The organism is Pseudomonas sp. B21-053 (genome assembly GCF_026016365.1).
Classification (GTDB): domain Bacteria; phylum Pseudomonadota; class Gammaproteobacteria; order Pseudomonadales; family Pseudomonadaceae; genus Aquipseudomonas; species Aquipseudomonas nunensis.
In genome coordinates this window covers 1,446,879-1,465,145 of sequence record NZ_CP087205.1, presented here as the reverse complement: position 1 = coordinate 1,465,145, position 18,267 = coordinate 1,446,879, and the positions used below count along the sequence as shown (strand labels likewise).

Sequence of the window (18,267 nt, the reverse complement as noted above, 5' to 3'; positions counted from 1 at the left end):
TTGCGATAAACAAAAAACGGCCTTCGGGCCGTTTTTTTGTGCCTGACGCCCACTGAAGATCCCCTGCAGGAGCTGCCGAAGGCTGCGATCTTTTGATCTTTATTTTCTTCATGATCGCTGAAGATCAAAGTCAAAAGATCGCAGCCTTCGGCAGCTCCTACAGGGGGATTTCGTATTTCAATGTGTGAGGGTGTCAGCGCTGGAGTCGGTCGAGGGCTTCGCCACTGCGCTTGAACCAGCCAATCAAATAATCCGCCAGCACTTGGGTGCGCTTCGGCAACCCGCCCTGATAGGGATGCACCAGGTACATCGGCATGCGACGGGTCTGATAATCGCGCAGGAGCCAGCGCAATCGGCCGTCAGCCAATTCCGCTTGCAGCAGGTATGACGGCAACCGCGCGATGCCGGCGCCAGCCAGTGCCGCTTTCTTCAGCAGGCTGTAATGGTTGCTGGCGAACGGTCCCGAGACGCGAACCCGCAGCAATTCGTGTTGCTGGTGATAAAGCCATTCTTCGCGGCCGCTGTAATGACTGTTGAGCAGACAGCGGTGTTCGGCCAACGACTGCGGCGTCAGCGGTTCACCGTATTGCTCAAGGTAAGCCGGGCTGGCGCAGGTCATTTCGTTCCAGGCCAGCAGCGGTCGGGCCACCAGGCGCTCGTCGTTGCCCACTTCGGAGCGAACCGCCAGGTCAAAACCGTCACGGGACAGATCTCGATAGTTGTTGCTCAGGTCCAGCTCGATCTGCACTTCGGGGTATTTACTGGAGAACTCCAGCAACAAACCATCGAAGAAGGTTTTCCCCAGCGACACAGGAACGGTCATACGCACCGGGCCGGCCATGTCGTCCTTCAATCGCGCCAATGCCTGACGCGCTCGCTCCACTTGGACTACAAGCGCCTGGGCCTGCGGCAACAATGCCGCGCCCGCTGCCGTGAGACTCAAGCGGCGAGTGGTGCGTTGCAGCAGGACCACGGAGAACCGCGTCTCCAGAAGACTGATGCGCTTGGAGAGTTGGCCCTTGCTGCACCCCAATTGCTGGGCCGCCAGGGTAAAACTCCCGGCTTCGATCAACACCGCGAACGCCGCCAGGTCATCCATTTCGCTCATGGATTGTTTCCATTTGAAAACCAAAGGTTGCCTATTAGTGCGCTTATCCACAGAAAAAACCACTCTAGACTGATGCCTCGTTCAACCGCTTCGAGGAACAGCACGATGAAGATTCTTTTGATAGGCGCAGGCGGCACCATCGGTTCGGCGGTCGACACAGAGTTGTCGCAACGCCACGAAGTCATCCGCATTGGCCGCAACAGCGGTGATTTACACGTGGATATCAGCGACAGCGCCTCGATCCGCGCCTTGTTCGAAAAAACCGGCAAGTTCGACGCACTGGTCTGCGCCGCTGGCAACGTGACCTTCGCCCCGCTGGACGAAATGACCGCCGACAGCTTCGCGCTGGGCCTGAAAGACAAGCTGATGGGCCAGGTCAACCTGCTACTGATCGGCCGCGAATTCGCGAATGACGGTGCCTCGTTCACCTTCACTACCGGCGTGCTCAGCCACGACCCGATTCGCAGCGGTGCCTCGGCAGCGTTGGTTAACGGCGCGCTGGACAGCTTCGTCCGTGCTGCCGCCATCGAATTGCCCCGTGGCCTGCGGGTGAACTCGATCAGCCCGACTGTGTTGCTGGAAGCCATGGGCAGCTACGCGCCTTATTTCCGGGGCTATAAGCCAGTTCCTGCGGCGGATGTGGCGTTGGCCTACGCCAAAAGTGTCGAAGGCCTGCAGACCGGTCAGACTTTCCACGTCGGTTAAGGCCAACACCTCCGTAGGAGCTGCCGAAGGCTGCGATCTTTTGATTTGGCTTTTAAGATCAAGATCAAAAGATCGCAGCCTTCGGCAGCTCCTACGGGTGGGCGACGAACCGTAAGAAAATTCACGGGGTTGTGATGAACGGTCAGGCTGCGTAACGTGGCGGCACTTGTCTGGAGAACCAAAGATGCGTGTTGCCCGTTCCCTTGTCCTCGTTGCCCTGCTTCCGTTGTTCGCCGCATGCCAGTTGTTCGATGGCCCGCGAGAAAGTGCTTCTCACGTGGGCCAGACCCGCATGCAGGGCCAGTTGACGGCGGCGGACGGCAAGCTGATGTTCCAGCCATGCAATGAACAGCGCAGCCTGGTGGTCAACGACACCGGCGGTACCAGCGTGCTGCAAGAGGCCGCGAGCCTGGCCGATGATCAGGGCAAGTTGTTCGCCGACGTGCGTGGCCGGATCAACGGGAGCAGCCTTGATCTGGAACAGTTGTACCGCGTCGAGCGCTCGGGCACGGCGTGCGACGATCCCAATTTCAAACTGCTGATCCTGCGAGCTGCCGGCCATGGGCCGGAGTGGAACGTCAAGGTCAGCGGCAAAGGCATGGCCATCGACCGTGCCGGCGAGCCACCGCTGGCGGTGCCCTACGTTGAAGAACAATTGGGCGATGGCCGCTTCAATCTCAGCAGCGAAGCCAATGGCAAGCACATCGAACTGTGGGTCGCGCCCAATCGCTGCGTCGACAGCAGCACCGGCAGCATCCAGCACATGAGCGCCGAACTGCGGATCGACGGTCAGGTGCAGCGCGGCTGCGGGTATTTCGGCGGCTCGCGTAACGACTGATCGTTTTTGCCTCACGGGACCGGCGTTTGGGGCTTATAATCGCCGCCTTCAAACGCCTTGGCGCAGTTGTGCGCCCCGCGAACCGGATCCTGTCATGTTACGAATCACCGAACTCAAGCTGCCGATCGACCATCCCGAAGAAGACCTGCGCCCTGCCATCGTGCAGCGCCTGGGCATCGCCAGTGATGACCTGCTCGATTTCACCTTGTTCAAGCGCAGCTACGATGCGCGCAAGAAGTCCTCCGAACTTTGCTTCATCTACACCATCGACCTCACCGCCAAGGATGAGGCCGTGTTGCTGCACAAGTTCGCCGATGACCGTAACGTCAACGTGGCGCCGGATGTCAGCTACAAAGTGGTCGGCCAGGCGCCGGCCGATCTGCAGCAACGCCCGATCGTGGTCGGTTTCGGCCCGTGCGGGATCTTCGCCGGGCTGCTGCTCGCGCAGATGGGCTTTAAGCCGATCATCCTCGAACGCGGCACCGAAGTGCGCCAGCGCACCAAGGACACCTGGGGCCTGTGGCGTAAAAGCGTGCTCAACCCTGAATCCAACGTGCAGTTCGGTGAAGGCGGCGCGGGGACGTTCTCCGACGGCAAGCTCTACAGCCAGATCAAGGACCCGAAATTCATCGGTCGCAAAGTCCTGCATGAGTTCGTGAAGGCCGGCGCGCCGGAAGAAATTCTCTACGTCAGCAAACCGCACATCGGTACGTTCCGTCTGACCGGCGTCGTGGAAAACATGCGTGAGCAGATTCGCGCACTGGGCGGCGAAGTGCGCTTCCAGCAGCGCGTCACCGACGTGTTGATCGAAGACGGCCAACTGGTCGGCGTCGAGCTCAATGGCGGCGAGCAGATCCATTCGAAACACGTGATTCTGGCCCTCGGCCACAGCGCCCGGGACACTTTCCGCATGCTCCACGGCCGTGGTGTGTTCATGGAAGCCAAGCCGTTCTCTGTGGGTTTCCGCATCGAACACCCGCAGTCGCTGATCGACCGCGCGCGCCTGGGCAAATACGCTGGCCACCCGAAACTCGGGGCTGCCGACTACAAACTGGTGCACCACGCTAAAAACGGTCGTTCGGTCTACAGCTTCTGCATGTGCCCGGGCGGCACCGTGGTCGCCGCGACGTCCGAGCCGGGCCGTGTGGTCACCAACGGCATGAGCCAGTACTCGCGTAACGAGCGCAACGCCAACTCCGGGATCGTCGTCGGCATCACCCCGGAAGTCGATTATCCGGGCGGCCCGCTGGCCGGCATCGAATTGCAGGAACGCCTGGAATCCCACGCCTTTGTGCTCGGCGGCAGCAACTACGAAGCCCCGGCGCAACTGGTCGGCGACTTTATCGCCGGCAAGCCATCCACCGAGTTGGGCAGCGTCGAGCCTTCGTACAAACCGGGGGTTGCCCTGGGTGATCTGGCGCTGGCTCTGCCGGCGTTCGCCATCGAAGCGATTCGCGAAGCCTTGCCGGCGTTCGAGAAGCAGATTCGCGGTTACTCGCTGCACGATGCGGTGTTGACCGGGATCGAGACCCGCACCTCCTCGCCGTTGCGGATTACCCGTAACGAGTCGATGCAGAGCTTGAACGTGAAAGGCTTGTTCCCAGCCGGTGAAGGCGCGGGTTATGCGGGCGGGATCTTGTCGGCGGGTGTCGATGGGATTCGGATTGCCGAAGCCGTGGCTCGCGATATCCTCGGCCTCGAGGCATAACACCAATCCCCTGTGGGAGCGAGCCTGCTCGCGAAAGCGGTAGATCAGTCAACATCTCTGTTGAATGGAAAACCGTCTTCGCGAGCAGGCTCGCTCCCACATTGGTTTCTGGGGTGTGCCTGCGATCAACGCCATCACACAAATCCCCTGTAGGAGCGAGGCTTGCCCGCGAAGAAATTGACGCGGTCTTCCTGAAAGACCGCGTTATCGTTCTTCGCGGGCAAGCCTCGCTCCTACAGGGGCGGGGCGGTTTTAGATATTGGCGCGCAGCACGGTCGCTGGCAGCGGTTCGCCGCGTTCGACGCTGGCCGCCACGGCATCGATCAGCCCACTCAATTCATAGCCCTGGCCCTTGAGCCAATCCTGGTCGTAATAGGTGGTGGCGTAACGTTCGCCGCCGTCGCACAGGATCGCCACGATCGACCCCGACTCCCCCGCCGCAACCATTTGCTGGGCCGCGATCAACGCGCCGATCAGGTTGGTGCCGCTCGACCCGCCCACGCGCCGACCCAAACGCTGCGCCAGGTAATGCATGGCCGCCAGCGACAAGGCGTCCGGCACCTTGACCATCGCATCGATCACCTTGGGCAGGAACGACGCTTCCACCCGCGGCCGCCCAATCCCTTCGATCCGCGAACCGCAGTCCAGACGCAACGTCGCATCGCCGGTCTGGTAGTAGTCGAAAAACACCGAGCGCTCGGCATCGGCGCACAGCACGCGGGTGCAATGCTGGCGATAACGCACGTAACGGCCGAGGGTCGCGGTGGTGCCACCGGTGCCGGGGCTGGAGATCAGCCAGCTCGGCTCCGGGTGCTTTTCAAAGCGCATCTGCTGGAAAATCGACTCGGCGATGTTGTTGTTCGCCCGCCAGTCAGTGGCGCGCTCGGCGAAAGTGAACTGGTCGATAAAGTGGCCGTCGTGCTCGCGAGCAAGGCGCTCGGACTCGGCGTAGATCTGGGTCGGATCGTCGACCAAATGACTCTTGCCACCATAAAAAGCGATCTGCGCGATCTTCTCTTTAGAGGTAGTCGCCGGCATCACCGCAATAAACGGCAAGCCCAGCAAACGGGCGAAGTACGCTTCGGAAATCGCCGTCGAACCGCTGGACGCCTCGATCACCGGCGCGCCGGGCTTGAGCCAGCCGTTACACAGTGCGTAGAGGAACAGCGAACGAGCCAATCGATGTTTCAGGCTGCCGGTGGGATGGCTGGACTCATCCTTGAAATACAACTCGATGCCCGGCAAACCCGGCAGCGGCAAGGGAATCAGATGGGTGTCGGCGCTGCGCTGGAAGTCGGCTTCGATGATCCGGATGGCTTCGCGGGCCCACTGTCGGTTGTCGCTCATGGTGGTGATCTCGTTGAATCAGGCAAGAGTCGGCCTTGTTTCAAGGCTCAGCCCACAAGCTTAGGAAAATTCCTGCATCACGCACAGATACAGCTGAGGTCCAATACGCCCGGCAACTGCTAGGCTCAGTCCTCGTTGGGTGTCGCTGGCGTTCGCGCCGCAATGCCATATAACAAAAAAGAATATAACTTTTGTTTTAACAACTAACGGTACGGGTTAGGGTGTGCCACCTTTTGAATTCATCGATGGAGAGCGACCTTGCCTCTGCGTAGCACTTTCACGCGTTTCTTTCAGTTGGAAGCTGCCAGCGGTCTGTTACTGATCGCCGCTGCAGCCCTGGCTTTAATCATCAACAACTCTTCGTTGTCGTGGCTGTATAACGGCCTGCTGGACACCCCCGTGGTGGCCCAGATCGGCGCGTTGAAAATCGCCAAGCCCCTGCTGCTGTGGATCAACGACGGCCTGATGGCGATGTTCTTCCTGCTGATCGGCCTGGAAGTGAAGCGCGAAGTCCTCGATGGCCAGTTGTCCAAACCTTCGCAAATCGTCCTGCCCGGTGCGGCGGCGATTGGCGGCATGGTGGTGCCGGCACTCGTCTACTGGTTTCTCAACCGTGATGACCCGACAGCGCTGGGTGGCTGGGCGATTCCAATGGCTACCGACATCGCCTTCGCCCTCGGCGTGCTGGCCTTGCTGGGCAAACGTGTGCCGGTGTCGCTGAAGCTGTTCCTGATGACCCTGGCAATCATTGATGACCTGGGCGCCATCATCGTTATCGCGATTTTCTATTCCGGCACACTGTCGACCTTGTCCCTGGCATTGGCGGGGGCCTGCATCGTCGCGCTGATCGCGATGAACCGGCTCGGCGTGGTCAAGCTCGGGCCGTACATGATCATCGGTTTGATCCTGTGGGTGTGCGTGCTCAAGAGCGGTGTCCACGCGACACTGGCCGGCGTGACGCTCGCGTTCTGCATTCCACTGCGCACCAAAAACGCCGAACCTTCGCCGCTGATGACCCTGGAGCACGCCCTGCATCCTTGGGTGGCCTACGGCATCCTGCCGCTGTTCGCCTTCGCCAACGCTGGCCTGTCCCTGAGCGGCGTGACCCTGGAAAGCTTCACCCACCACGTACCGATGGGCATCGCCATCGGCCTGCTGCTGGGCAAAACCGTCGGCGTCTTCGGCCTGACCTGGCTGGCCGTAAAGATCGGCATCGCCGCCCTGCCCCAAGGCGCCAATTGGGGCCAGGTGCTGGGCGTCGCGATCCTCTGCGGCATCGGTTTCACCATGAGCCTGTTTGTCGGTTCCCTGGCGTTCGTGCCGGGCGCCAGTGAATACGCAGGGATGGACCGAATGGGGATTTTGACCGGTTCAATTCTCGCAGCGTTGATCGGTTATGCGGTGACGGCGGCGGCGAGTCGCAAGAGCGCCGCGCTGCAATCCTGAGTCACAGAGAACACTCCTAGGGATATCAGAGACTCGTCCTACAGCCACGCTTAGCCACATTCGTTAACGTCGTGCAGCCTCCTTTCGAGGCTGTCGACGGACGAATTTCAAGGACGATCAGTGGCTGGCAACAAGGACATTCCCCGGGTTAAAAACCCGCCGTCAGGTGACGGACATCGCGTCACCTACCGCTTCATGACCGCCGCCGAACTGGCCGAGCGCGATGCCCGGCAGCAAGCCTACGACGACATGCTCGCGAGGCAAGCGGCCTTCGAACGCACTCTTCCAGTCACTTCTTCTAAAGACGAAATCCCTCGCGCGGGATGCGTCTTCGCCAAGTCCTGCAAGTTGCCGGACGCCATCATCGATTACGCCAATCCTTCCGGGATGGTGCCCACCGACAGCCTCAACGATTACGGGGAAGTCGCCTGGCTCGGTGCTCGCGAGGCAGACGATGCAGGGCTGCTGAATCTGCATACGATCAGCGCCAATACCCTGCCGCTGGGTATCGGACATATCGCATTACGCGCCCCGGCCATTTCTGCCTTGCCAGCCATAGGCGCAGCAGGCGCCACCGTATTGGCCGGTTTGGTCGCGCTGTTCTGGACGCCGAGCCTGGGCGATAGCGCGCTCTATACCGAAGATCAACTGCGCGCACTGAAACAGGCTCGCACGCGTGTTCGCCTCAGAGTTGAACAACAAGCGGACGGCAGTCTCAAGGGTTACGGCTTCTACACCGGCAAAAACCGCGATTGGGAAATGGTTGATGTCGCGCAGTTCGATTTGCGTGACAGTCAGCAGGTCGCGGACCTTGGGGATGGCATTGAACTGATCTGGACGCCCGCGGTGGATGGCTCCGACATTCTCGGCATTCCTGCTTTGGAAGCTGCACCGCAAGCACCGCATATCTGGGTTTATCCGCCGACGGAAGCGGCGGATAGCATCATCGTGAACCCGGTTTACCCGCCTGAGTACAAGGATTTCATTCTTGTGTTTCCGGTGGGGTCGGGGGTTAAGCCGGTATATGTGGTGATTTCGCGGCCTCTACCTGGCGATCACAACCACCACCTGCCACCCAAATCTTTGCCTGCTTTTCCTGACGCGGTTTTGGTTCGTAAGAAAGGCAATCGCAAGCGCTGGGAAAGCAAGAAGCGCATTTATGAGTGGGACTATCAACACGGTGCGGTCGAAGTGTACAACTGGGATGGGGATCACTTAGGCGAGTTCGATGCAAAAACCGGCAAGCAGACGGGCAAAATAAGACCAGAAAGACGTACAGAAACAAAATAAGGACTGAGGACAACAAATGACATTTATCGCTCTGACCGGATTTTTCCCCGAGCCAAATCCAGACAACTCATTGCAATACGAAAAAGACGTGCCGCAAGCATTAGAAGGAGCGGTACTCAATGTTATGGGGTGGGCAGCCATGAAGGATGTGCCAATCGGTGAGCATGAGCTTTCCACCATTCAAGCCCGAGAAATCATGGAGCTCGTCGGTACACCGTTCAGAGACGACCTGATGTATTGCATGGGATTGTGCAGTCAGGACTAGTTCTTAAGGCTGAAAATGGGACTAAAACTAAGGCTGGAGTGGTATGACAAGCAAACCGAACGTTACCAGGGCGAGGAGTGTTCCAAGGATTTAGGCGATGATGAATCGGTGCTCAACGCTCTCGACATTCCAGCCGAAAACAACATTAACAATGGTGGTTTCAATGTGGGCAGGCACTGGGTCGATATCATCCAGCCCTATTTCCAACACCCTATTAACCTGGCAGCCCATGACTACCAGATAGCGTTCGATTACCGCGAAACCTGGTGACCCTTTTTGAATCCTCCCTCTCAAAACGTCAGTAATCTCCTGGCAGCAAAAAAGACAGATTGATGATTTATCGAGTAGAAGCGTTCGACATTCAAACCGAATTTCTCGCATTTGAAGAAGACTTACCCTCTGGGTGCGATGAGCAACTGAAAGTCATTATGGGTTGGACATCAGACCAGCAGGGCTGGGAGGGATACGACCTGACACGCACTCAACTTTCTGCGTTGGAGGAAATACTGGGCAAGGAAATTTACGACCCGGCTTTTCTCTTCCAACTGAGCTGCAATGCCTAGCTTTCTTTCAGACACAAAAAACCCCGACCAGTCACCTGATCGGGGTTTCGTTTGCCACTCGCTCGCGCTTAGTGCGAAACGCGGCTGGTCCCGCCAACAGTGGAAATCCGCACCCGCTCGCCAACACGGAACACTTCATTCTCCTGAACCTGCTGCACATAGGCGCGCATGCTGCCGTCGTCTTCACGCACGGTAATCTCTACGCCTTGAGTACGCGTCAGACCTTCTTCAGTGGCCGAACCGATCAAGCCACCCGCAACAGCACCAATCACTGCGGCAACGATGCTGCCGCGACCGCCACCGATGGCGCTGCCGCCAACGCCGCCGACTGCTGCGCCAGCGATGCCGCCGATTGGGGTTTTGGTGCCTTCGATTTTCACCGGACGCAGGGATTCGATGGTGCCCATACGAATCGTCTGCACGCGACGCGCTTCGTCACGGGAGTAGGAGTCACCGGTCAGGCTGGACTGGCAGCCGGTGAGCAACATCGCCATCGTGGAAAAGGAAGCAACCAGCAGAACAGACTTACGCATAGCATCAACTCCAAAGGACAGGTATTCATTAAACTCCGCAGCTTGACGCGTGTCACGGCATCGCCCGGATAAAATTGGTTTCATTCAGGCCCGGTACAGGCGCCTCTGAACTCACAACACAGTAGCGTCAAATCCACAAAACTGCGTCGTTGACCCAAGGATTTCCATGGATTACTTCATCATTGTCGTCACGACGGTGGCCGGTTTGTACTTCCACTGGTGGCTGTACGTTCGGATCAAACGCTGGATGGACCGCGATCTGGCGCTAGCGTTGGCCGGGAAAGACGAGCATAAAAAAGCCTTTATGCTCCAGCAACTGGCGAATGCTCAAGCGCAGAAGATCAAGCGTCGGGACCTGCCGCAGTGGCTTGAGGCCGCTGCGGCGGGCTATCCCGGTCGGTAGACTGCTTAAGGTGCCAGACGTTCAAGAATCCAGTCGGCGCCTTGCAAGCGGTAGTTGAGGCGATCGTGCAGGCGGCTCGGACGGCCTTGCCAGAACTCGATGCGCTCGGGGAGCAAGCGGTAACCGCCCCAATGTTCCGGGCAGTGTGGCTGGGTGTCGCTGAAGCGCTGCTCGGTGATCTTGAGCAACTCTTCCAATTCGCCACGATCAGCAATCACCCGGCTCTGCGGCGAAGCCCAGGCACCGAGGCGGCTGCCCAGAGGCCGGACCTGGAAGTAGGCGTCGGACTCTTCAGGCGAAACCTTGACCACGCGCCCTTCGATCCGCACTTGGCGCTCCAGGGTCGGCCAGAAAAACGTCATGGCGGCGAACGGGTTCACCGCCAGATGCTGGCCCTTGGCGCTGTCGTAATTGGTGAAGAAGGTAAAACCCTGAGCATCCAGGCCCTTGAGTAGCAGAATGCGGCAATGGGGCCGACCGTCCAGATCGACGGTGGCCAAGGTCATTGCATTCGCCTCGACCGGCACCTGTTCGGTTTTCACCGCATCGGCGAACCACTGATGGAACAGCGCGAACGGCTCGGCCGGGGCTTGCGCCTCGGTCAGGCCATCACGGGTGTAGTCGCGACGCATATCAGCCAGGGCCTGGGTCATGGCACATTCCTTCTGGTTAACGATCAGTTCTTCGCAGCATCCGCCGCTACGACTTTCTTATCAGCAGCGGCTTTGGCCGGCGCAGCTTTTTTCGCAGGGGTCGCAGCTTTGGCGGGTGCTTTCTTGGCCGGAGCCTTGGCTGCGGCTTTCTTGGCTGGGGCTTTTTTCGCGGCAGGCACCGCGGCTTTCTTGGCAGCCGGTGCAGGCGCTACGGGTGCGACCACTGGTTTGGCAGCCTGGGCTGCGACCATGGTCACCGGCGCCGGGGCTGGCATGTTGTACTTGCTCAGCAACGCCACCATGGTGTTTTGCGGGGTCACCAGCAATTCCACGCGACGGTTGAGGGCACGGCCTTCATTGCTGTCGTTGGCGGCACGCGGTGCTTCACCGCCCATGCCACGCAACATCAGGCGATCGCGCTGCAAACCGCTGAGACGGAAGATCGCGGCCACGGCCTGAGCACGTTCCTGGCTGAGTTTGACGTTGGCTGGAACGGCGCCCGAGGTGTCACTGTGACCGAGGACCAGCACGGCAGTCTTTGGATCGAGTTCGAGGATTTTCGCAACGCGGCTGAACGGGCCCAAGGTGACCGGCAGCAGCATGGCCGGGCGATCCGGGTTGAACGAACTGTCTGCCGGCGCGATGACCACCAGCACGTTTTCGCGGCGCTCGAGTTGCAGGTTGCTGTCCTTGATCGCGTCACGCAGGCGCGGTTCGTAATCGTCGAGCCAGGCCTGGGTCACTTTCGGATCGGGCATCGGCACGGCTTTGGCGGTGCTCTGCTCTTTGCCGCCGAACGGCCACCACCACTTGCCACCCGCATCGGCCTCAGCCTTGGCAACGTCGGCTGGCTTGGCGTCGGGTTTGGCTTCAGGTTTGACGTCTGCCTTGGCGACAGGCTTGTCGGTGCTGTCATCGGAACCGAACGGCCAGTACCAATGGCTGCCGCTTTCAGCCTTGGCCACTGGCGCGGTGATCGCTGCTTTCACTGGTGCGGGCGCTGGGGCCGGAGCCGGATCTTTGGCGGCGACGGTGTCGGAAGAAGAACCGAACTGCCACCAGTGGCTACTGCCCTCGGCGTCATTTTGCGGAGTTTGCGCGCAACCGGTGATGGCGAAGCACAGTGCCAAAGCGAGAGTTTTATTGGATGACATTGGATATCCACAAAATGAAGTAATAAACACAGGCCCACATCGGGACCGCATAAACAGACGCTTTGAAACGAAAAAGGTTACGAGGTTCCTGCGCAGGAACGTTCAGCAAAGCTTTACAGACAAGTGGCAAGCACCCGTACGAGCTTCTGCGCGCGTGGATCCATCAAGACATACGGTCCCAGGGTATTTGTCACAAAACCAAAGGCCACATCGTGCTCTGGGTCAGCAAAGCCGATGGAACCGCCAGCGCCCGGATGGCCGAATGCCCGTGGGCCGAGGCCATACGTGGCGTTCGGAACGTCCGGTTGATCGAGCATGCAACCCAGGCCGAAACGGGTCCGGGTCAGCAAAGTCTTGTCCTCACCGAGGCTGTGTTCGCGGGTCAGCTCGTCGAGCATTTCGCTTTCCAGCAGGCTGCCGTCCAGCAGACCGGCGTAGAACCCGGCCAGGCTGCGGGCATTGCCGTGGCCATTGGCGGCGGGCTGTTGCATGCGCCGCCACTCCGGTTTGTTGGTGCTGGTCATGATCGACGGCGGATTGGTGAACGCCCGTGTGGTCATCGCCGTCGGTTCGCGCATCGTCACTTGCAGCAGGCGTTGGGCTGCGGCATCGCCGACGTTGCCCTTGCCCCGGGCGATGTGCGCCACGCGATGAAACTCTTCGTCTGCCAGGCCCACATGGAAGTCCAGGCCCAACGGCTTGGCGACCCGCGCGACGATGGACTCACCCGGCCCACGACCGTCGGCACGGCGCAGCAACTCGCCCACCAGCCAGCCGTAAGTGATCGCGGCATAGCCGTGGCCGTCGCCCGGCGTCCACCACGGCGTTTCGGCGGCCAGCGCGTCGACCATGGTTTGCCAGTCATACAGCGCTTCGGGGGCCAGCAACTCACGCAGGGCCGGCAGACCGGCCTGATGGCAGAGCAATTGGCGCAGGGTTACGGATTCTTTGCCGGCGGCAGCGAATTCGGGCCAGTAACGGGCCACCGGGGCATCGAGTTGCAGCTTGCCTTCGGCGACCAGTTGCAGCGCGGTGACGGCGGTGAAGGTCTTGGTGCAGGAGAACAGGTTGGCGATGGTGTCGCTGTGCCAGGCTTCAAGGCCATCCTTGTCGGCGGTACCGGCCCAGAGGTCGAGGACGGTTTCACCGCCGACCTGGATGCACAACGCTGCGCCGCGTTCCTGGGGATCGTCGAACAGCGCAGCGAAGGCTTCGCGCACTGCTTCGAACTTAAGCTCGTAATGACCCTGAATCTGCAAACGCAACTCCCCCGGATAAACGCTCTACAAAGTGGTCCGCATTGTTCCAGCCCTAGAGGGTTTTGGGAACAGGGGCGGGCTGGGCGGTGTAGCCGCCCATAGATTTGTTTTGAACAAAGTGGTGAATCCGCAGACGCCTTCGCGGGCAAGCCTCGCTCCTACAGGGATCGCGAAAACTCTGTAGGAGCGAGGCTTGCCCGCGAAGAACGATAACGCGGTCTTAAGCCTTAATGCCCATTCCCGGAATGCCCGCCCGCATGCCCGACGCCCTGCCCCGGGCCTTTGCCGGCGTCGGCTTTCCTGCCGCCCTCGGCCGCATGGCTGGCTTTATCCGCCTCGGCCTTGGCCTTCTCGGCCTCTTTACCCAGTTGATCGACGGCTGCCAGGTTACTTTTACGCACGCTGTCGACGAAGCCCTGGAACGGCACATCAGTAATGCCCACCAGGCCGAAGTGGCCGTTCTCGCCATCCAGCAAGCGACCGGTCACCGGTTGATCGAGGTACTGGAACCAGTGCACGCCGACAATCGACGGTTCGCTCATCGCGTGTTTGAGGAAGTTGGCGTAGGCCGGGCCACGGTCTTCTTCCTTGGCCAGTTGCGTCACGCCGCCCCAGAACGGGCCGCGATCCGCCGAGCCGAAATTGAACTCGGTGATCAGCACCGGTTTGTCCAGGCTACGCAGTTTTTCGAAGTCGTAACCGTCCTGGGGTTGCAGGGTGTACATGTTGAAACTCAACACATCGCAATACTGCGCGCAGGACTCGACGGCTTCCGGGGTGCTAATGGCGAAACGGCCGCCGAGCAGCAACTGGTTCGGCGCGTGCCACTTGAGCGAGTCGGAAATGGTCTTGAAGTAAGTGTCCGCAAAGACCTTCTGGAAGTATTTGTAATCGGCTTCGATTTCCGGGTGTTCGGCGCTTGGCAGCGGCGCCACGAAGCCCGGATCTTCCATCAATTCCCACGCAGGCAGGTCAATGCCCCACGCTTTCGACAGGCCCGCCTGGTTGCGGTACTTGTCGCGCAATTGCTTGAGGAACGCACGTTTGGCCGGCACGTCGGTGGTCATTTTCAAAGTGCCGTAGGCCAGGGCATAACGGGATTTCGGGTCATCGCCGGGACCGGCCCAAGCCAACTCGTTGTCGGCGAAGTAACCGATCAGCCATGGATCATCACGGTGATCCCGAGCCGCGATGGCCACGGCACGCTCGGTGGCCATGGCGAAACGCGGGTCGAACGGGTCAGGCATACCACCCCACCAGTCAATGCCGGTGCTGATGCTGGCGTAATCGCCGACGATCGACAGCGGCAAGGTGTACGGCACGCGATCCGCGTTGCCCAGCGCCGGATCGCTCCAGTTGCCGACGGTGTTGAAGCCCCAGGCTTGCAGGCGATTCAGGGTGTGGTCGGTCCAGCGTTGCTCATCAACCACCGCTTTGCAGGGCTCGGCCGCTTTGGCGACGGTGGCTTCGGCTGCGTTGGTCTTGGCGGCTTCGGCGATGCCGGACTCGGCCGTTGAAGGCGCGACAGGTTGCTCGGCGGCTTTTTCCGCAGTCTGTGCCACCGCATCAGCCTTGGCTGCTTCGGCCACACCGGCCTTGGTTTCGCTGCTCACCGCACACGGTTGACCATAGATGCGCTGCAAGTTGGCGCCATAAAAGTCGTACCAGCGCCCGACGTTGTAGGCCCGGCCCTGATCGGCGCCGTTACCACCACGGTTGTCGCCTTCGCCATATTGGTTGGCCAGCGGTTCGTCAGGCTTGGGCAGCGATTCGAACATCCACTCGCGACCGGCGATGTAGGTTTGATCGACGTCCGGGGCAACGGTGTTCACACCCAGGGAATAGAACGGATGACCTTCCGGGGTCACCAGATACCAGCGACCGTCACGCTTCTCGGTGCGGAAAAAACCGCTGGCCTTGAACGCCGGGCCTTTGTTCAAGCCACCGAACTTGTCCAGGGACGACTTCTCGCGCTCGGCCAGCCAGGTTTTCAGTTGCTGCTGTTCTTTCGCGGCAGCGGACTTCAGTTGCTCGTCGCTGCTGACTTTCTCCGGCCACTTGGCCCGGGTCGATTGGCCGTAAGCATCCACCAGAGCGCCATAAACCGCTTTGCTCACGTCCTCGCCGTCCTGTACGCCGAAGCGTTCCAGCAAGATGCTCTGGGCGACTTTCGGCTGGTCCATCGACAAGCTCACCGACACCACCTGGCTGCGATCCAGTTCACCGCTGCTGCTGGCGAGCAACACGCGCTGACCGTCGACCGTCATGGGCATCGGCGGGCCGGCCTTCATGCCCTGGCTCAGCGGCGAACTGGCCACTAACGGCACCAGCAGGGTTTGCGCCGGGCCGGCCGGCAGATCGACGCGGCTGACCAGGGTCTTGCCGTCGTTGCTCTGGATGGTCACGTACAGGGTTAAGGCCCAGTTCATCGCGCTCTGGACCCGCAAGCTCATGACACCCGACTGCGACCAGTCCCAGGCGCCGGTCTGCGGGGTCAGGCGCAAAGTAGGCTTGGCCACCGGGTTGAAGGTCACCCGGCGCAGCACTTCGCCTTCGGCCGTTTGCTCGGCGTTGGATTGCGGCAGGCTGGCGTCCTGGGTCGCCACCTGGACCACGTCGGCGGGGCGAACAAAGTTGAACAGCGTCTGCTGGCCGGCGGGTGCGGCGAGCAAGGGCGTTGCGAACAACAGGGCAAATACAGCAGGCAACGAACGACGAATCATGAGAACGAAATTCTCCCTAACGACCAACAATGGCCAATGGAAAAGCGATGACAGAGAGATAGACAACGCGGTGGGCAAAACTGCCCACGCGTGTATCAGGAAATTTCACGCCGGAAGGGAGGCAACGCATTGAGGATCGCTTTGCCGTAACGCTGGGTGACCAAGCGTCGATCGAGCAACGTGATGGTGCCGCGATCTTCTTCGGTGCGCAGCAAGCGACCGCAGGCCTGGACCAGTTTCAGCGAGGCGTCCGGCACGGAAATTTCCATGAACGGATTGCCGCCACGGGCTTCGATCCATTCGGCCAACGCGGCTTCGACCGGATCGTCGGGCACCGAGAATGGGATCTTGGCGATGACCACGTGTTCGCAATAGGCGCCGGGCAAATCCACGCCTTCGGCGAAACTCGCCAGGCCGAACAGCACGCTGGAATCCCCGCCATCGACCCGAGCCTTGTGCTTGTTCAGGGTTTCCTGTTTCGACAGGTTGCCTTGAATGAACACTTGCTTGCGCCAGTCGCGGTCCAGGCCGTCGAACACGTCCTGCATCTGTTTGCGCGAAGAGAACAGCACCAGAGTGCCTCGCGAGCCTTCCACCAGCGACGGCAAATCACGAATGATTGCGGCGGTGTGGGCCGGTGCATCACGCGGATCGGCCTTCAGGTCCGGCACTCGCAGCACGCCAGCGTCGGCGTGATGGAACGGGCTCGGGACCACGGCGGTCACGGCTTTCTTCGGCAGGCCGGCGCGCATACGGAAACGGTCGAACGTACCGAGGGCGGTCAGGGTCGCCGAGGTCACCAGTGCGCCGTAGGCCACGTTCCACAAATTGCGACGGAGCATTTCCGCCGCAAGGATCGGGCTGGCGTTGACCTCGATATCGAACAGCGAACCGCTTTCGGCCAGGGTCAGCCAACGGGCCATCGGCGGGTTGTCTTCCGGGTCTTCGGCGGTGAATGCGGTCCACAACTCCCAATTGCCCGAAGAACGGGACAACAGGCTGCCAAACAGTGGATACCACTCTTCGGCCTGGTTGCTGGCGATGCCGATGTTGACCTCGCCGTCCATGCCTTCCTTGAGCAGTTCGGTGAGGCGGGTGAACAAATCGGTGAGGCGGGCGAAGGCTTTCTTCAGCTCGACGCCCATCTCGCGCATGTGCTCGGGGATCACCCCACCGACGAAACGGTGACGCGGGCGCTCACGGCCTTCGACGTCTTCGCCGGGTTTGAAGTCGGCGACCTGCTCGCACGCAGTGAACATGAACTGCTGCTGGGTCTTGATCTCCCGCGCCAGCTCCGGCACTTGTTCGATCAACTTGCCCAGATCGCCCGGCAACGGGTGCTGGGCCAGCAATTTGGTGAGGTTCTTGGCGGTGGTTTCCAGCCAGTCTGCAGTGGAGCGCAGGCGCGTGTAGTGGGCGAAGTGACCAATTGCCTTGTCTGGCAGGTGGTGGCCTTCGTCGAACACGTAGATGGTGTCGCGCGGGTCCGGCAACACGGCGCCGCCGCCCAGGGCCAGGTCGGCCAGGACCATGTCGTGGTTGGTGACAATCACGTCAACCTTGCCCATGCCTTCGCGGGCCTTGTAGAAGGCGCACTGGCCGAAGTTCGGGCAATGACGGTTGGTGCACTGGCTGTGATCGGTGGTCAGGCGCGCCCAGTCGGCATCTTCGAGGGCGGTGGACCAACTGTCGCGGTCGCCGTCCCATTTATTGCCGGCGAGCTTCTCGATCATGCTGGTGAAGAGCTTTTGGCTGGCCTCATCCACTTCGATCTTGAAGCCTTCTTCTTCGAACAACTGCGCGGTGGCGGTTTGTGCGTGGCCTTCCTGAAGCAACATGTCGAGCTTGGACAGGCACATGTAGCGCCCACGGCCCTTGGCCAGGGCAAATGTGAAATTCAGCCCGCTGTTGCGCATCAGGTCGGGCAAATCCTTGTAGACGATCTGCTCTTGCAGGGCCACGGTGGCCGTGGCGATCACCAGGCGTTTGCCCGCAGCCTTGGCCGTCGGGATTGCCGCCAGGCTGTAGGCCACGGTTTTACCGGTACCGGTGCCGGCTTCCACCGCGACAATCGCAGGGTCGCCACTGCGCCGGCCTTCGTCGTCGGTGTCGATGTCACCGAGGACTTTGGCAATTTCGGCGATCATCAGGCGTTGGCCGTAGCGCGGCTTGAGGCTCTTGGCTTCAAGAAAACGCGTGTAGGCGCCCTGGATCGTGGTTTTGAGTTCGGTGCTGATCATGGATAGTCGGGCGCAAAAAACGCTGGATAAAT

17 protein-coding genes are annotated in these 18,267 nt (G+C 60.4%); 9 read left to right on the top strand and 8 right to left on the bottom strand.

The annotated features are described in order from the left end of the window. Positions 1 to 193: 193 nt before the first annotated feature. On the bottom strand, positions 194 to 1,108 hold the full coding sequence (locus tag LOY68_RS06695; RefSeq protein WP_265043735.1) for a LysR family transcriptional regulator: 915 nt from the start codon (positions 1,106 to 1,108) through the stop codon (positions 194 to 196). 105 nt (positions 1,109 to 1,213) lie between these two features. Here LOY68_RS06695 and LOY68_RS06690 point away from each other — a divergent pair, with 105 nt between their 5' ends. The 3 genes from LOY68_RS06690 to LOY68_RS06680 all read left to right on the top strand — a co-directional run bounded on the left by LOY68_RS06690 (position 1,214) and on the right by LOY68_RS06680 (position 4,359). Beyond that, positions 1,214 to 1,813, top strand: coding sequence for a short chain dehydrogenase (locus tag LOY68_RS06690; protein WP_265043734.1), 600 nt, complete (start codon positions 1,214 to 1,216; stop codon positions 1,811 to 1,813). Between the two features lie 184 nt (positions 1,814 to 1,997). Next, on the top strand, positions 1,998 to 2,651 hold the full coding sequence (locus LOY68_RS06685; RefSeq protein WP_054615941.1) for a COG3650 family protein: 654 nt from the start codon (positions 1,998 to 2,000) through the stop codon (positions 2,649 to 2,651). 94 nt (positions 2,652 to 2,745) lie between these two features. After that, a complete protein-coding gene (locus LOY68_RS06680; RefSeq protein ID WP_265043731.1) occupies positions 2,746 to 4,359 on the top strand; it encodes an NAD(P)/FAD-dependent oxidoreductase in 1,614 nt (537 codons plus the stop codon). Between the two features lie 252 nt (positions 4,360 to 4,611). Here the strand turns inward: LOY68_RS06680 and LOY68_RS06675 are convergent, their stop codons facing one another. Next, on the bottom strand, positions 4,612 to 5,706 hold the full coding sequence (locus tag LOY68_RS06675; RefSeq protein WP_163908845.1) for a PLP-dependent cysteine synthase family protein: 1,095 nt from the start codon (positions 5,704 to 5,706) through the stop codon (positions 4,612 to 4,614). 258 nt (positions 5,707 to 5,964) lie between these two features. Between LOY68_RS06675 and nhaA the strand changes: the two genes are divergently transcribed. The 5 genes from nhaA (at position 5,965) to LOY68_RS06650 (ending at position 9,270) form a co-directional block, all read left to right on the top strand. Further along, positions 5,965 to 7,152 (top strand): Na+/H+ antiporter NhaA, encoded by a 1,188-nt coding sequence (gene nhaA, locus LOY68_RS06670; RefSeq protein ID WP_163908844.1) that lies wholly within the window; start codon positions 5,965 to 5,967, stop codon positions 7,150 to 7,152. A 120-nt stretch (positions 7,153 to 7,272) separates the two neighbouring features. Continuing rightward, on the top strand, positions 7,273 to 8,442 hold the full coding sequence (locus LOY68_RS06665; protein ID WP_265043729.1) for an S-type pyocin domain-containing protein: 1,170 nt from the start codon (positions 7,273 to 7,275) through the stop codon (positions 8,440 to 8,442). A gap of 16 nt (positions 8,443 to 8,458) precedes the next feature. After that, entirely contained in the window at positions 8,459 to 8,707 is a 249-nt protein-coding gene (locus tag LOY68_RS06660) for a pyocin S6 family toxin immunity protein (RefSeq protein WP_265043728.1), read from the top strand. A 15-nt stretch (positions 8,708 to 8,722) separates the two neighbouring features. After that, a complete protein-coding gene (locus LOY68_RS06655; protein WP_265043726.1) occupies positions 8,723 to 8,977 on the top strand; it encodes a cloacin immunity family protein in 255 nt (84 codons plus the stop codon). Positions 8,978 to 9,039: 62 nt separating this feature from the next. After that, positions 9,040 to 9,270 (top strand): hypothetical protein, encoded by a 231-nt coding sequence (locus LOY68_RS06650; protein ID WP_265043725.1) that lies wholly within the window; start codon positions 9,040 to 9,042, stop codon positions 9,268 to 9,270. A gap of 68 nt (positions 9,271 to 9,338) precedes the next feature. On the opposite strand, the gene LOY68_RS06645 is transcribed toward LOY68_RS06650, so the two are convergent. Further along, positions 9,339 to 9,803: a glycine zipper 2TM domain-containing protein gene (locus LOY68_RS06645; protein WP_213937447.1), complete on the bottom strand. Its 465-nt coding sequence runs from the start codon at positions 9,801 to 9,803 to the stop codon at positions 9,339 to 9,341. Between the two features lie 166 nt (positions 9,804 to 9,969). Here LOY68_RS06645 and LOY68_RS06640 point away from each other — a divergent pair, with 166 nt between their 5' ends. Further along, positions 9,970 to 10,206 carry a hypothetical protein gene (locus tag LOY68_RS06640; protein ID WP_163908840.1) on the top strand — a complete coding sequence of 79 codons (237 nt, stop codon included), beginning with the start codon at positions 9,970 to 9,972 and terminating at the stop codon, positions 10,204 to 10,206. Between the two features lie 5 nt (positions 10,207 to 10,211). Here LOY68_RS06640 and pdxH read toward each other — a convergent pair whose 3' ends face one another. The 5 genes from pdxH to dinG form a co-directional block, all read right to left on the bottom strand. Then, positions 10,212 to 10,859: a pyridoxamine 5'-phosphate oxidase gene (gene pdxH, locus LOY68_RS06635; RefSeq protein WP_054046956.1), complete on the bottom strand. Its 648-nt coding sequence runs from the start codon at positions 10,857 to 10,859 to the stop codon at positions 10,212 to 10,214. A gap of 23 nt (positions 10,860 to 10,882) precedes the next feature. Further along, on the bottom strand, positions 10,883 to 12,013 hold the full coding sequence (locus LOY68_RS06630) for an OmpA family protein (RefSeq protein ID WP_265043722.1): 1,131 nt from the start codon (positions 12,011 to 12,013) through the stop codon (positions 10,883 to 10,885). 113 nt (positions 12,014 to 12,126) lie between these two features. Beyond that, positions 12,127 to 13,272, bottom strand: coding sequence for a serine hydrolase domain-containing protein (locus LOY68_RS06625; protein ID WP_265043721.1), 1,146 nt, complete (start codon positions 13,270 to 13,272; stop codon positions 12,127 to 12,129). Between the two features lie 227 nt (positions 13,273 to 13,499). Further along, positions 13,500 to 15,995, bottom strand: a complete 2,496-nt coding sequence (locus LOY68_RS06620; protein WP_265043719.1) for a beta-galactosidase — start codon at positions 15,993 to 15,995, stop codon at positions 13,500 to 13,502. 95 nt (positions 15,996 to 16,090) lie between these two features. Beyond that, positions 16,091 to 18,235, bottom strand: a complete 2,145-nt coding sequence (dinG, locus tag LOY68_RS06615; protein ID WP_054615949.1) for an ATP-dependent DNA helicase DinG — start codon at positions 18,233 to 18,235, stop codon at positions 16,091 to 16,093. Positions 18,236 to 18,267 lie beyond the last annotated feature (32 nt).